The sequence below is a fragment of the Pseudomonas sp. CCOS 191 genome (assembly GCF_001007005.1).
Classification (GTDB): Bacteria; Pseudomonadota; Gammaproteobacteria; order Pseudomonadales; family Pseudomonadaceae; genus Aquipseudomonas; species Aquipseudomonas soli.
In genome coordinates this window covers 4,621,520-4,636,045 of record NZ_LN847264.1, presented here as the reverse complement: position 1 = coordinate 4,636,045, position 14,526 = coordinate 4,621,520, and the positions used below count along the sequence as shown (strand labels likewise).

Sequence of the window (14,526 nt, the reverse complement as noted above, 5' to 3'; positions counted from 1 at the left end):
TGATCAAAAAGTGCGCAATTCTAGCGAGCACAAGGTCGCTTTACCAGCAGAAATACGACGAACGCTGCGCTATGCTTCGCGCCGTTGCGCCGGGGTATCCGGGAGGGCTCGGCGCGGGTAGGCATTCAACCGGTCTAACAGGCCGTCTGCGGGAGTGGTCGATGGTTCAGGCAAGCAGTCATGCCGAAGGCGGGCACGCGGGGAAGCAGGGGGCGGCACGGCCGCTGGGCCTGCTCGTGGCGGCCGTTGGGGTGGTCTATGGCGATATCGGCACCAGCCCGCTGTACACCCTCAAAGAGGTCTTTACCGGCGGTTATGGCGTACAGGTCAACCATGACGGGGTGCTGGGCATCCTGTCGTTGATCCTCTGGTCGCTGCTGTGGGTGGTTTCGTTCAAGTACGTGATGTTCATCCTGCGCGCCGACAACCAGGGCGAGGGCGGCACCATGGCCCTGACCGCGCTGGCGCGGCGGGCCACGGCGCAGTATCCGCGGCTGCGCATGCTGATGGTCGGCTGTGGCCTGATCGGCGCCTCGCTGTTCTACGGCGACAGCATGATCACCCCGGCGGTGTCGGTGCTGTCGGCGGTGGAGGGCATGGGCCTGGCGTTCGAGGGGATCGATCACTGGGTGGTGCCGATTGCGCTGGTAGTGCTGGTGGCGCTGTTCCTGGTGCAGAAACATGGCACCGAGAAGATCGGCAAGGCCTTCGGCCCGATCATGGTCGCCTGGTTCCTTGTGCTGGCGGCGCTGGGCGTGCATGGGATCTTGCAGAGCCCGGAGGTGCTGAAGGCGTTCAACCCGGGTTGGGCCTTGAACTTCTTCATCGTCCACCCCGGCATGGGCGTGGCCATCCTTGGTGCGGTGGTGCTGGCGCTGACCGGCGCCGAGGCCCTGTACGCCGATATGGGGCACTTCGGCCGCAAACCCATTGCCCGCGCCTGGTTCGCCCTGGTGCTGCCGGCGCTGGTGCTCAACTACTTCGGCCAGGGCGCCATGCTGCTGCAGAACCCCGAGGCGGCACGCAACCCGTTCTACCTGCTGGCGCCGTCCTGGGCGTTGCTGCCGCTGGTGGGCCTGGCGACGATGGCCACGGTGATCGCCTCCCAGGCGGTGATTTCGGGGGCCTTCTCGTTGACTCGCCAGGCCATCCAGTTGGGCTATGTGCCGCGCATGCAGATCCAGCACACCTCCAGCGACGAGCAGGGGCAGATCTATATCGGTGCGGTGAACTGGGCGTTGATGGTCGGCGTGGTGCTGCTGGTGATCGGCTTCGAGTCCTCCGGCGCCCTGGCGGCGGCCTACGGCGTGGCAGTGACCGGCACCATGCTGATGACCACCATCCTGGTCTCTGCGGTGATGCTGCTGCTGTGGAAGTGGCCGCCGGTGTTGGCGGTACCGTTGCTGCTGGGCTTCCTGTTCGTCGACGGCCTGTTCTTCGCCGCCAACGTGCCGAAGATCGTGCAGGGCGGCGCTTTCCCGGTGCTGGCGGGTATCGTGCTGTTCGTGTTGATGAGTACCTGGAAGCGCGGCAAGCAGATCCTGGTCGATCGCATCGATGAAGGCGCGTTGCCGTTGCCGCTGTTCATCAGCAGCATTCGCGTGCAGCCGCCGCATCGGGTCGAGGGCACCGCGGTGTTCCTGACCGCGCGCTCCGATGCTGTTCCCCACGCGCTGCTGCACAACATGCTGCATAACCAGGTGCTGCACAGCCAGGTGGTGCTGCTGACGGTGGTCAGCGAGGACCGGCCGCGAGTGCCGGAGCATGAGCGCTTCGAGGTGGAAGCCTATGGTGACGGGTTCTTCCGGGTGCTGCTGCACTTTGGCTTCATGGACGAGCCGGACGTACCGGCGGCGCTGAAGCTTTGCCACTTGGACGAACTGGACTTCAGCCCGATGCGTACTACCTATTTCCTCAGCCGGGAGACGGTGATCGCCTCCCGCCTGGAGGGGATGTCGCGCTGGCGCGGGAACCTGTTCGCGTTCCTGCTGAAGAATGCCAACGGCAACCTGCGGTTCTTCAACCTGCCGCTCAATCGGGTGATCGAGTTGGGGACGCAGGTCGAGATCTGATGGTACAAACAACGCGGGGCAAGCCCGCTCCCACAAGGCTTGTGTGATCATTGTGGGAGCGGGCTTGCCCCGCGATGGGCCGTAAAGCGGCCCCTTTCCCTATCATTTCTCAGCGACGTTGGCCTTTCCCTGGCGAGTCTCGATCTCACCGATCAAACGCTTGGCCAGCGCCGGGTAGTTTTCGTCGAAGTGGTGGCCGCCAGGCAGTTTCATGCGCTCACCCACGGCGGTCTTGTCGGTGCAGCCGCTTTCGTCGGTTTCTTCCACCCCATAGATGCATACCACCTTCGCCGCCGGCAACCTGGCCATCTCCGGCCCGGTTGGGGCTTCCTGGCCCTCCTTGCCGAGCCAGCCCTCCACCTCGATCTCGAAACTGCCACTGCGGGCGAACGCCAGCAGGATCACCGCATCGATGCGCTTCTGGTCGTCTGCGGACAGGCGGTTATAGATAGCCGGCAGCACGTCGGCGCCGAACGAGTAGCCGGTCAGCACGAAGCGCTTGGTGCCCCATTTCTGGCGGTAGTGCTGCATCAGCTCGGAGAGGTCGGCGGCGCTCTGCTCCGGGGTCTTGTGCTGCCAGTAATAGCGCAGGGTGTCGATGCCGACCACCGGGTAGCCAAGCTTGGCCATCTCGCCGGCCACATCGCGGTCCAGGTCGCGCCAGCCGCCGTCGCCGGAAAGGAACAGGGTGACGGTGTCGGTGGTCTGCCCGGCCGGAACTTCGACCACCGGGATGGCCAGGGCGTTGCCATCATGACCGACCAGGGCCTGGGTCAACTGCGCCTTGAGTACCTGGGGCAGGTGGATGTCGTAGTCGGCGATGCTGGTCTCGGCGTTGGCCTGGTCGCGCACGAAGGCGGCGCTGGCGTCATCCGGGTTGTCGTTCCAGGCCACGTTCCAGTGGCCATGGGCGGCGGACTTGGGCAGCGCGACCTGGCAGCCGGGCTGCTCGACGGTGAAATCCACCGAGATGGCTCGCGCCTTGTCATCGCCTTGCGCGGCCAGCCAGCGCCAGGCCTGGGCGGCGCCTGGGCCGATACCGGCAACCAGGGTCGGTTTGTCGGCCAGTCGAGTCAGGGCCTGGTCCATCGCGGCCTGCTGCTTGGCGCAGTCGGCCGGCGGCAGGACCACCTGCACCAGCTGGGCCTCGCCGGCCTGGCTCAGGTCGAGCAGTTGCTTGTCGGTCAGGGCCTGGTCCTGGGGCACGCCGATGGCCACCCGGGCCTTGGCATGCACGCCGGGAGTGGCGCGAGTCAGGGCGCTGCCGTCGTCGAGCGTGAGGTGCTCCAGGCGTGCCTCGGGGGCCGGGCGGGTCCACAGCCAGAAGGCCGCGCCACCGGCCAGCACGGCGAGCAACAGGGGAATCAGTACGTACAGCCAATAGCGTCGGATCATCAACGTTTCACCAATCCAGTCAGGCCGCCAGCGATCAGGGCGGCGGTGTCAGCCAGTGCCACCAGCGGGTCGAGCCCGGCCGGCACGGCCATGTAGCGGGGTTCCCAGTCCGGCTGGAACTTGTCCTTGAAGCGCCGCAGGCCCTGGAAGTTGTAGAGCTGTTCGCCGCGCTGGAACACCATCGAGCCCAGGCGCTGGGTCAAGGGGGCGCCACGCCGCGGCTGCAAGCCGGAAAGGGGGACCATTCCCAGGCTGAAGCGGCCGTAGTCGTGGCTTTTGTAGTGCAGGATCAGACCGACCATCATGAACTCCATGGTCAGCTTCGGTGCTTCTGGATGCGCGCGCATCAGGTCGAGGCTGGCCAGCTCGTTGCTGTGCGTCTCCAGCAGGTTGGCGAAGGCCACCGGGCGGCCCTGGAAACGGATCAGCGCGATGCGGAAATGCTGCAGGTACTCGGGGCTGAAGCGGCCGAGGGAGAAGCCTTTTTCGCGCACGTTCTTGCCGCTCAGCCAAGCGTCGGAGATCTCCTTGAGTGCCTCCAGCGGGGCGTGGCCAGGCTCATGGATCTCCAGGGCCAGGCCGTCGCGGCCGCCGCGGTTCCAGGTGTAGCGCAGGTCCTTCATCTCCTTGCCCTTGGCATCGATATCGAAGCGGCGCAAGTCGACTCGCGCTTCCTCGCCGAGCTTGATCGCGGTCAGGCCGATGTCCATGTAGAACGGCAGGTTCTCCGCGCGCACCTGGTAGAACACCGGGCGCGCATGGTGCAGGTCGCACAGGTCGCGGAACTGCCAGATCATTTCGGCGCGTTCCTGGGCCGGGCCGATCGGGTCGTACAGGGCTACCAGGCTGCGGCCACGACGGGCATACATCAGGAAGGCATTGTCGTTGGGGTGGAACAGCAGCGCCTTGTCACCGGTCAGGGCCAGGCCGCCATCGGGCTGGTCGGAGGCGAGCAGGATGCGGTTGGCGCGCTGCAGTTCGTCTTCGCTGGGCAGATGGATCACTGGCCGGGCGGTGCGCAGCAGCCAGGTCAGGGCGACGATCACCAGCAGCACGGCGCTGCCCAGCGCGGCGCGCAAGCCCCGTGGCGCATCGGCATCAAGGGTGAACTGCCACCACAGCTTGTGGGTGTAGGGCACGTCCTGGTAGGCGAACAGCAGCAGCCATACCGAGGCGCCGACCACGCAGGCGCTGGCCACCAGGTATACCGGCGAGAACGGCAGCTCCAGCAGGCGGCTGGGGCGGTAGAACGAGCGGCGGAACAGGGCGAGCAGGGCAGCGGTGAAGCACATCAGGCTGGCTTCTTCCCAGTCGAAGCCCTTGAGCAGCGACAGCACCGCGCCCACCAGCAGCAGCACGGTGGTCAGCAACCAGGCGGCCGACAGGCGCCGGCGCAGGCCCTGGGCGAGCAGCAGGCAGAGCACGCCGATCAGGCTGGCACCGAAGTGCGAGGCATCGATCAGGCGGTGTGGGATCAGAAAGCCCATGTGCTCCAGACGGCTGTCGATCTCCGGGGTAGCGCCGGAGAACAGCAGCACCACGCCGGAAAGGAACACCAGGATCGCCAGCACCGGCGCGGCCAGGCCCGAGGCTGCGCGGATCGCCTGCTGGGTGACCATCAGCCGGCGGGCTTCGTTGGCCAGCAGCAGTACGCAGGCCACCAGCAACGGCATCACCACGTAGATCAGCCGGTACAGCAGCAGGGCGGCCGCCAGTGGCGCCGCGCCCAGCTGGTTGGCGAACGCGGCCAGCAGGATCGCCTCGAACACCCCGACGCCACCCGGCACATGGCTGAGCACTCCGGCGGCGAGGGCAAGCAGGTAGACCAGCACGAACGCGCCAAAGGGCGGGGCTTCGGGCAGCAGCAAATAAAGCACGGTGGCCGCGGCGGCGACATCCAGGGCGGTGATCAGCAGTTGCAACGCAGTCAGGCGTGCGCCTGGCAGGCGCAGGGTGCGGCGCCCGAACTGCACCAGCAGGTTGTCGGCCAGTGGCTGTTCAGGCAGGCGACGGCGGTACAGGCCCATGACCAGGGCTACCGCCGCGACCAGCACGGCGACGGCGATCCCGCCCAGCAGCGGTGCAGGCAAGCGCAGCGCCGTTGCCGCTGCCGGCAGGTCGCTCAGGGTGGCCAGTGCCGCCAGCGGCGGCAGCGCGCAGCCCAGCGAAAGGCTGGCGAACACCGTCATGCGCGCGACCTCTGCGGCCCCCAAACCTTGACGGGCATAGAGGCGATAACGCACCGAGCCACCCGACAGCATCGACAGGCCTATCGCGTTGCCAATGGCGAAGGCGCTGAAACCCCCGAGCACCAGGGTGCGGGGTGGCAGTTGCACGGCGGCATAGCGGCTGGCTGACCATTCGTAACCGAGCAGGATCACGAAGCCGGCCAACGTGGCCAGCAGCGCGCCGAGCAGCGACTGGGTCGGTACGCTGAGCATCGCATCATGCAGGGCGTAGATATCCAGTTCGCTCAACAGATGGCGGCAGGCAATCAGGCCCATGGCGAACAGCAGCAATGTCAGCGCCAAACCCAGCGGCTGACGGTACTTGCTCAAGCGCTCCAGCCAGGGCAGGCGCTGCGCCGCCGCCGGCAAGGCCGTGGTCAACGGTGCCTGGGGCTCGGGAGTGGGGGCGGTCATGGAGTGCCTCGTGCGCAACGCGCGAGGTGAAGGCAAGGTACGGCCAAGTGAAAGTCCCTTTGGAAAAACGTATCCGAATATTACTCCGCGCCGGCGGCTTAATCTGTTTCAGGATAGTTAAAGATAGTTCATTCAGCCGTCTGCAAGGGCTGGAACCAGGGCTTGGCGAGGAGGAATCGAAAGGGTAGGGGCTGAATGCAACAAACCCCGCACTGTCTTGCGACAGGCGGGGTTTGTTCTGACGAATATGGTTGCGGGAGCCGGATTTGAACCGACGACCTTCGGGTTATGAGCCCGACGAGCTACCAGGCTGCTCCATCCCGCGTCAGAGGGGCGCATTCTACGCATTTGCCATCGCTTGTCAAGGCTTGATATGACATTGGTTGCGATTGGAAAAACTGCGGCCAATAAAAAAGGCCACTGCGTGAACAGTGGCCTTTTCTTGAATCTGGTTGCGGGAGCCGGATTTGAACCGACGACCTTCGGGTTATGAGCCCGACGAGCTACCAGGCTGCTCCATCCCGCGCCTGTGGGATCGAATTCTACGGATTTCCCAACCGCTGTCAAGCGTTACTGCTTGATTTTTCGTGGGTTTTTCGTTCTGTGTAAATATAGAGGCAATAAAAAAGGCCACTGTATGAACAGTGGCCTTTTCTTGAATCTGGTTGCGGGAGCCGGATTTGAACCGACGACCTTCGGGTTATGAGCCCGACGAGCTACCAGGCTGCTCCATCCCGCGCCTGTGAGATCGAATTCTACGGATTTTCCCTTGCCTGTCAAGCATTTCCTCAAGAAAAACCTTTTTCGTTCAAACCCTTAGCGTGCCAGATCGCGCCGCAGCTCAGTGGCGACGGGGCTTGCAGGCCGATTGTCCGGTCCAGGCTGTCTCGTCCGTTGGCCATACGGTAATATCTGTATGAATTTACAGTAGTGACTGTCATCCATGTCCTTGCGCAAGATCATCCACATTGATTGTGACTGCTTCTACGCCGCCATCGAGATGCGCGATGACCCGCGCCTGGTCGGTCGTCCCATGGCGGTGGGTGGGCAGCCAGGTCAGCGTGGCGTGATCGCCACCTGTAACTACGAGGCGCGCGCCTATGGCGTGCGTTCGGCGATGGCATCGGGGCATGCCATGAAGCTGTGCCCCGACCTGGAGATCGTCAAGCCGCGTTTCGAGGCTTACCGTGAGGCGTCCCGCGAGATTCACGCGATCTTCCGGGACTACACCGAGTTGATCGAACCGCTGTCGCTGGACGAGGCTTACCTGGATGTCAGTGACAGCCAATGGTTCGCCGGCAGCGCCACGCGGATTGCCGAGGACATTCGCCGGCGGGTCGCCCAGCAACTGCATATCACGGTGTCCGCAGGCGTGGCGCCGAACAAGTTCCTGGCCAAGATCGCCAGCGATTGGCGCAAGCCCAATGGGTTGTTCGTCATTACCCCGGACCAAGTGGAGGAATTCGTCGCGGCTTTGCCGGTTGCCCGCTTGCATGGCGTGGGCAAGGTGACGGCGGATAAGCTTTCGCGATTGGGGATCGATACTTGCCTGTCATTGCGCGACTGGTCGAGGCTGGCGCTGGTGCGCGAATTTGGCAGCTTCGGCGAGCGCTTGTGGGGTCTGGCGCGAGGGATCGACGAGCGTGCGGTGCACAACGACAGTCGGCGGCAGTCGGTCAGCGTCGAGAACACCTACGATCATGACTTGCCCGACCTTGGCAGTTGCCTGGAGAAGCTGCCTGACCTGCTCGCCAGTTTGAATGAGCGGATTGCGCGCATGGATAGCAGCTACCGGCCCGACAAGCCTTTCGTCAAGGTCAAGTTCCATGACTTCAGCCAGACCACGCTGGAGCAGGCTGGCGCGGGGCGAGACCTGGAGAGCTATCGGCAGTTGCTTAGCCAGGCGTTTGCCCGAGGTGGCAAGCCGGTGCGGTTGCTGGGGGTAGGGGTGAGGCTGCGGGATCTGCGTGGGGCGCTTGAGCAGTTGGAGTTGTTTCGGGACATATAAAGAAGAAGGGGCCGCACAAGCGGCCCCTTCTCGTTTTACTGCACGCCCGGATCGGCAACCAGTCGTCCGGTGGCCTTGGTCAGTGCCTGCAGAAACTCCTGCTGCAGCTCAGGATCGTTGCGCGTCAGTTCGATCAGGCTCTGTTCGAGTTCGCTGGCCTCTTCTTCCAGGCCCAGTTCCGACAGGCGCTTGACCCGATGTACCCACTGGCCGACATCGTCGTCCTCGAGGTCATCGAAAATGAGCTCGTGGGCCTCGAGCAACTTGCCGCGCAAATTGCCGCTGACCAGCAAGCTGGCATCGCCTCGTACCTGGTTTTCCTCATCCACCACCTGCAGGTGCAGGGTGCCGATATGGTTGAGGTTCTGCTCGGAGAACGGGCTGTCGAGCAGGTTCAGGCGCAGTACGCCATGCTTGTCGGTGGTCAGCTCGTGGGTCATCTTGCCAGCCTTGACCTCGACCAGACGCTCGTTCCACGGCAGGCTGATGGACTCTTCGCGCTTGCCTTTCTCGACCTCGTCGATGCCCGCCAGGTTCTGCTGGGCACGGCCGTTGGACGGTACGTTCATGAACGGGTTGACGCCCGCCACGCCATAGCTCAGCCAGTCGTGGGTGACGCTGTCCGGCAGGTTGCCCAAGGCGAACACATTGGCCACGTTGGCGCCGATGCCCGCCACCACGGCCACCGCGCCCAGCGGGATCTCGTAGATCTCCCGCCAGGGTTGGTAGGGGGTGTAGCGGTCGTAGCGGCGGGTCACTTCGAACTCGGTGACTTCGAATCGCTTGAGCTCATGAATGCGCACGCGCCGCTGCGGAAGCTCCATCACCTTCGGCTCGCCGACATCGATCTGCAGACTGTGCTCGAGCAGTTTGCGCTCGACGCGCTCCTCATGGTCGCTGCGCTGGGACATCTGGTTGGCGCAGCCGCCGAGGAGCAGGGCGCCGCACAGTGCGGCGCCCCCCAGGGTGTAGGTACTTCGCTTGGACATGATCACTCGCGTAACGGGTTATCAGCGGCGGATGCGGGCCTGCAGGAAGGTCAGCACTTCATTGAGCGGCAGTGCCTGGGCCTCCGACTCGGTGCGGTGCTTGTACTCCAGGTTGCCATCGGCCAGGCCGCGGTCGCTGACGACGATGCGGTGCGGGATGCCGATCAGCTCCATGTCGGCGAACTTGATGCCGGGGCTGGTCTTCTTGTCGCGGTCGTCCAGCAGGACTTCGAAACCTGCGGCGGTCAGTTCGGCGTACAGCTTGTCGGTAGCCTCACGGACCACATCGGTTTCGTAGCGCAGCGGCACCAGGGCGATCTGGAACGGGGCCAGGGCGTCATTCCAGATGATGCCCTTGTCGTCGTGGTTCTGCTCGATGGCGGCGGCGACCACACGGGACACGCCGATACCGTAGCAGCCCATCGACAGGACTACAGGCTTGCCGTTCTCACCCAGCACCTGGCACTTGAGTGCTTCGCTGTACTTGGTGCCGAGCTGGAAGATGTGGCCGACTTCGATGCCGCGCTTGATCACCAGGGTACCCTGGCCGTCCGGGCTCGGGTCGCCCTCGACCACGTTGCGCAGGTCAGCGACCTGTGGAACCGGCAGGTCGCGTTCCCAGTTCACGCCGAAGTAGTGCTTGTCGTCGATGTTGGCGCCGATGCCGAAGTCGCTCATCAGGGCGACCGAACGGTCGATGATGCACTCCAGCGGCAGGTTCAGCGGGCCGAGGGAGCCTGCGCCGGCACCGATGGCGGCACGCAGCTCGGCGTCGGTGGCCATCACCAGCGGGTCGGCGACCTGCTCCAGCTTGGTGGCCTTGATTTCGTTGAGCTCGTGGTCGCCACGGACGATCAGCGCGACCAGCTTGCCTTCCTCGGCACCGTGCACGATCAGGGTCTTGACGGTCTTCTCGATCGCCAGGCCGAAGTTTTCCACCAGTTGCGCGATGGTCTTGGCGTCCGGGGTATCGACCAGGCGCAGCTCTTCGGTCGGCGCCGGGCGCACGGTTTCGCGCGGAATGGCCTCGGCCTTCTCGATGTTGGCGGCGTAATCGGAGCTGTCGCTGAAGATCACGTCGTCTTCACCGGAGGAGGCGAGCACATGGAATTCGTGGGAGTAGCTGCCACCGATCGAACCGGTGTCGGCCTGCACCGGACGGAAGTCCAGGCCCAGGCGGGTGAAGATGTTGGAGTACGCCAGGTGCATGCGGTCGTAGGTTTCCTGCAGGGAAGCCTGGTCGGCATGGAAGGAGTAGGCGTCCTTCATGATGAACTCGCGGCCGCGCATCAGGCCGAAGCGCGGACGGATCTCGTCGCGGAACTTGGTCTGGATCTGGAACATGTTCAGCGGCAGCTGCTTGTAGCTGGACAGCTCGTTGCGCGCCAGGTCGGTGATGACCTCTTCGTGGGTCGGGCCGACGCAGAATTCGCGCTGGTGGCGGTCTTTCAGGCGCAACAGCTCGGGGCCGTACTGCTCCCAGCGGCCGGATTCCTGCCACAGTTCAGCTGGCTGGATGCTCGGCATCAGCACCTCGAGGGCGCCGGCGGCGGTCATTTCCTCGCGTACCACGGCTTCGACCTTGCGCATTACCCGCAGGCCCATCGGCAGCCAGGTGTACAGGCCGGAGGCCAGCTTGCGGATCATGCCGGCGCGCAGCATGAGCTGGTGGCTGATGACCACTGCATCGGCCGGGGTTTCTTTCTGGGTGGCGAGCAAATATTGACTGGTGCGCATGGTGAGCCGTGTCGATTGCCTGAATGTGAAATGACCCCGCATTGTACGGGGGCGAAACGAAAGCGTACAGAATGCAGCACTGGCGCGGTTCTGTCAGCCAAGAAAAAGCCCGGCGATCGCCGGGCTTCTTCATCTTGGGGCGTCGCAAACCTGGGTTTACAGGATGCTCAGCGGGTACTCGACGATCAGGCGCAGTTCATCCAGCGATGGCGAACCATACACATTGTCGGAGGAGCGGTAGGTCGCCTGGCGCACGCGCAGGCTCAAGTCCTTGGCCGGTCCTTCCTGCAACACGTACTTGATGTCGATGTCGCGTTCCCATTCCTTGCCGTTGTTGGTCAGGTTGGTATTGGCACCGGTGCCGTGGGCATAGCGGGTCATGAAGGTCAGGCCCGGGATGCCGTATTCGGCGAAGTTCAGGTCGTAGCGAGCCTGCCAGGACTTCTCGTCTTCGGCGTTGAAGTCGGAGCGGGCGATGGAGTTGGCGAGGAACACGGTACCGCCGCCGTCGACGCCATAGCCATATTGGCCGTCACCGGTCACGCGCTGGAAGGCCAGGGTGAAGGTGTGGGCGCCGATGTTGTAGGCGCCGGACAGGCTGAACGCGCGGTTGTCGAGCTTGGTGGTGCCGTCTTTGTCGGCACGTACCAGGCCGCGGCCATCGCTCTTGGTGTCATAGATGTTGAAGTCGAACACCAGGCCTTGCTTATCGGAGATCGGCAGTGCCCAGTTGACGTTGGCGTAGTACTTGCGCCAGTAGTCTTCGACCTTGGAGTAGTACAGGCTGGTGGACAGGCTGTCGGTGAAGGCATAGGTGCCGCCGAACACGTCGGCTTCCTTGAGACGGAAGCTGTCGCGGTTGGTCTGCTCTTGGGCGGTCAGGCTGGTGAAGCGACCGGCGTGTACGGTCAGGCCCTTGATCTCGTTGCTGGTGATCAAGGCGCCCTGGGCGATTTCCGGCAGCAGGCGGCTGTCGTCAGTAGCAAAGACAGGCAGCGCGGTGAACTGGTCACCGACTTTGAGCACGGTGTCGGAGATACGGAATTTGGCGGCTGCGCCCCCTTTCGAGTAGTCGTCCTGCGAGCGACCATCGGAGCCGGTCGGGAACAGGCCGGTACCGGCGCGGCCCTTGCCGCTGTCGAGTTTCAGGCCGAGCATGCCGATGGCGTCGACGCCCACGCCGACGGTGCCTTGGGTGAAGCCGGATTCATAAGTACCCAGGAAGCCCAGGCCGGTTTCTTCGCGGCGGCTCTGGCGATTGCCGTTTTCGTCCCGGTCGTTGTTGCGGAAGTCACGGCTGAAATACAGCATCCGGGTCTTGACGCTGAGCTTGCTGTCTTCGACAAAGCCCTTGGACTCATCCTGCGAAGAGGCGACAGCCATCTGCGAAGTCCCTGCCGCTACGGCCAGGGCGATCATGCTCCACTTCATCACGCGCATCGTGATTTGCTCCTTTGGTTTTTAGGAAGAGTACCGCCGCACCCAAGTGTTTTAGTTATAGGGCCGGCTCTTTCTTGTTATGTCGGCGAAAATGTATATCACGCGGACTATTCTTGGCGATATGGGCAGAAACAACCTTTCGGTAACTTTATGGCCATGTCGCTGTCAGTTGTCTCCATGTCGCAAATCACGCCCGTTTTATAGAGGCGTACAACGCCAGCGCTGTCTCGAAACCGTCATTTTTGTATAAATACAAAGTACGGCTTGTGAAACTCCCTGGTTTATCCGATGCCGCTGTTGTTATTTGTCGCATTCACCCTGCAATGCAGGGAGCATGCCGACTTGGCGAGTAACGAATGCAACAAGCATGCTCAAAATCACGAACCTTTGATGAAATTTTCACAAAAGCCCTGCCTGTAGCCGGAAAACCTCCGAAAACACGGGCTGCGACCGGTTTGGTGGCGGTTCACGGTGATCTCTGGCGTATGCACGTGAAGCTGCCTTCCAAGTCAAGGTGTTACCGACGATTGTTTATCCTGGCTGTTTTATGTGACGGATGTGTGGTGGAGGTCTGACGAGCGGCATCATTTTGGTGCGAAAAGTAGCGCTGTGTTACCGAAGCGGGGCGTCGATGTTGTCATTCGCGTGCTACAAAAGGCTCGAATCGACGTCGGCGGGTGTGGCAAATGCCGAAGCAGAGTATCCTTGCGCCCCTGTGCCCGGCCGGTTGGAAGGGCTGTATCGCTAGTAAGGAGGTTTGCCGTGTTCACCCTCGATTCGCGTCTGCAGGAAGATTCCCTGGTGCTGGGCGACCTGCCGCTGTGCCGCCTGCTGCTGAGCAAGGATGCCAACTACCCGTGGTTCATCCTGGTGCCGCGTCGCGCCGATATCACTGAGGTGTTCGAGCTCGAGGAAGCGGACCAGCAGCAGTTGTGGGTCGAGACGAGCGCCCTGGCCGAGGCGTTGAAGGATGCCTTTGCCGCCGACAAGATGAACGTCGCGGCCCTGGGCAATGTGGTCAGCCAGCTGCACATGCATGTGATCGTGCGCCACCGTGATGATGCCGCCTGGCCCGCCCCGGTCTGGGGCAAGGTGGCGGCCATCGGCTACACCCAGGAGCAGCTCGACGGTATTCGCCAGCAAGTGCGTGCGCTGCTGGGTGAGAGCTTCAAGGAGGCTTGAGGATGTCGCAGGAACTGGAAATGCGCATGATCGAGCTGGAGACCCGCCAGGCGTTTCAGGATGACAGCTTGCAAGCGCTCAATGATGTGATTGTCGAGCAGAGTCGGGTGATCGAGCGCCTGCAATTGCAGATGGCGGAGCTGATCAAACGCTACGAGGAGATGGCCGGCCAGCAGGGTGGCGGGGAAGAAGAAGCGCCGCCGCCTCACTATTGAGCACGGCGGCGGCACAGGTTCAGCGGCGCGCGACGGCGACCACGTCTTCGGCCTGCAGGCCTTTGTCGCGGTGCATCACCGAGAACTCCACGCGCTGGCCTTCGACCAGTACACGGTGGCCCTCGCCACGGATGGCGCGAAAGTGCACGAAGATATCGTCACCGGAGTCGCGGGAGATGAACCCGAAGCCCTTGGAGGTGTTGAACCACTTCACGGTGCCGGTATCGCGCAGGCCGGCCTCCTGCGGATTTCCCTGGCTGGCGCGGGCCTTTCGCGTGCCGCGAACGAAGCCGGCCACCAGGTGCAGCACGCTGGCGAGGAAGGCGCAGGCCAGTGCTGGCAGGTTGCCAAGCTCCGGCCGGGCCAGCAGGGTGAGGGTCTGCAGGACCACGGCCACGACCAGCAGGATGCTGGTGGCGTGTTGCAGCTGTTGGCGCATGCCTTTGTAGTACTGTGGCAGTACCGGGGCAATCACCAGGTTGAGCAGGCCGAGCAGCGCCAGGTAGACGGCCTCGGGTTGCTGCAGGAAGGGTGTTGCGTCAGTTTTCAAGGTGGGTATGAGCGATAGCAGCAAAGCCGCCACGCCCGTCACCAGATGGACGATCTTGAACATTGGGTTTGGCTCACGTTGATAAGGCCGATCACAGGATGAGCTGGTCGCACGGTGCGCGTGAACTGTAGGCGCGAAAACGTGACGGGCCAGCCTATGCACCCGGCACTGACAATCCGCACGGGTGGCACACTGCCTATTTAACAGCAAAGGCGGGGGCTTCTCAAACCGATTGGCGCCGACGGCTGTCAGTGCAGCCTTGTGCCGCATGCGCCGGTAACCAACTCTTGTTAGAG

Annotated in this window: 10 protein-coding genes and 3 tRNA genes; 4 read left to right on the top strand and 9 right to left on the bottom strand. The window is 63.3% G+C overall.

Translation table 11 applies throughout. From position 1 onward, the window contains the following. Positions 1-161 precede the first annotated feature (161 nt). Positions 162-2,072 carry a potassium transporter Kup gene (locus CCOS191_RS20610; protein ID WP_046856776.1) on the top strand — a complete coding sequence of 637 codons (1,911 nt, stop codon included), beginning with the start codon at positions 162-164 and terminating at the stop codon, positions 2,070-2,072. A gap of 102 nt (positions 2,073-2,174) precedes the next feature. Here CCOS191_RS20610 and CCOS191_RS20605 read toward each other — a convergent pair whose 3' ends face one another. The 5 genes from CCOS191_RS20605 to CCOS191_RS20585 form a co-directional block, all read right to left on the bottom strand. Next, entirely contained in the window at positions 2,175-3,467 is a 1,293-nt protein-coding gene (locus CCOS191_RS20605; protein WP_046856775.1) for a virulence factor family protein, read from the bottom strand. Beyond that, positions 3,467-6,109 (bottom strand): bifunctional lysylphosphatidylglycerol flippase/synthetase MprF, encoded by a 2,643-nt coding sequence (gene mprF, locus CCOS191_RS20600; protein WP_046856774.1) that lies wholly within the window; start codon positions 6,107-6,109, stop codon positions 3,467-3,469. Before mprF ends, CCOS191_RS20605 begins: the two co-directional genes overlap by 1 nt. A 248-nt stretch (positions 6,110-6,357) precedes the next feature. Then, positions 6,358-6,434 (bottom strand) — tRNA-Met (locus tag CCOS191_RS20595). A 124-nt stretch (positions 6,435-6,558) separates the two neighbouring features. Continuing rightward, positions 6,559-6,635 (bottom strand) — tRNA-Met (locus CCOS191_RS20590). A gap of 136 nt (positions 6,636-6,771) precedes the next feature. Further along, positions 6,772-6,848 (bottom strand) — tRNA-Met (locus CCOS191_RS20585). A 210-nt stretch (positions 6,849-7,058) separates the two neighbouring features. Between CCOS191_RS20585 and dinB the strand changes: the two genes are divergently transcribed. Next, positions 7,059-8,117, top strand: a complete 1,059-nt coding sequence (gene dinB, locus CCOS191_RS20580; RefSeq protein WP_172670934.1) for a DNA polymerase IV — start codon at positions 7,059-7,061, stop codon at positions 8,115-8,117. 35 nt (positions 8,118-8,152) lie between these two features. On the opposite strand, the gene CCOS191_RS20575 is transcribed toward dinB, so the two are convergent. The 3 genes from CCOS191_RS20575 to CCOS191_RS20565 form a co-directional block, all read right to left on the bottom strand. Beyond that, positions 8,153-9,106, bottom strand: coding sequence for a lipoprotein (locus tag CCOS191_RS20575; RefSeq protein WP_046856772.1), 954 nt, complete (start codon positions 9,104-9,106; stop codon positions 8,153-8,155). Positions 9,107-9,127: 21 nt separating this feature from the next. Next, a complete protein-coding gene (locus CCOS191_RS20570; protein ID WP_046856771.1) occupies positions 9,128-10,843 on the bottom strand; it encodes a proline--tRNA ligase in 1,716 nt (571 codons plus the stop codon). A 156-nt stretch (positions 10,844-10,999) separates the two neighbouring features. Then, on the bottom strand, positions 11,000-12,283 hold the full coding sequence (locus tag CCOS191_RS20565) for an OprD family porin (RefSeq protein WP_046856770.1): 1,284 nt from the start codon (positions 12,281-12,283) through the stop codon (positions 11,000-11,002). A 762-nt stretch (positions 12,284-13,045) separates the two neighbouring features. Between CCOS191_RS20565 and CCOS191_RS20560 the strand changes: the two genes are divergently transcribed. Together CCOS191_RS20560 and CCOS191_RS20555 are read left to right on the top strand one after the other, a co-directional pair. Beyond that, entirely contained in the window at positions 13,046-13,465 is a 420-nt protein-coding gene (locus tag CCOS191_RS20560; protein WP_046856769.1) for an HIT family protein, read from the top strand. 2 nt (positions 13,466-13,467) lie between these two features. Beyond that, positions 13,468-13,680, top strand: coding sequence for a SlyX family protein (locus CCOS191_RS20555; RefSeq protein ID WP_046856768.1), 213 nt, complete (start codon positions 13,468-13,470; stop codon positions 13,678-13,680). A 19-nt stretch (positions 13,681-13,699) separates the two neighbouring features. Here the strand turns inward: CCOS191_RS20555 and CCOS191_RS28560 are convergent, their stop codons facing one another. After that, positions 13,700-14,293, bottom strand: coding sequence for a cold-shock protein (locus tag CCOS191_RS28560; RefSeq protein WP_046856767.1), 594 nt, complete (start codon positions 14,291-14,293; stop codon positions 13,700-13,702). Positions 14,294-14,526 lie beyond the last annotated feature (233 nt).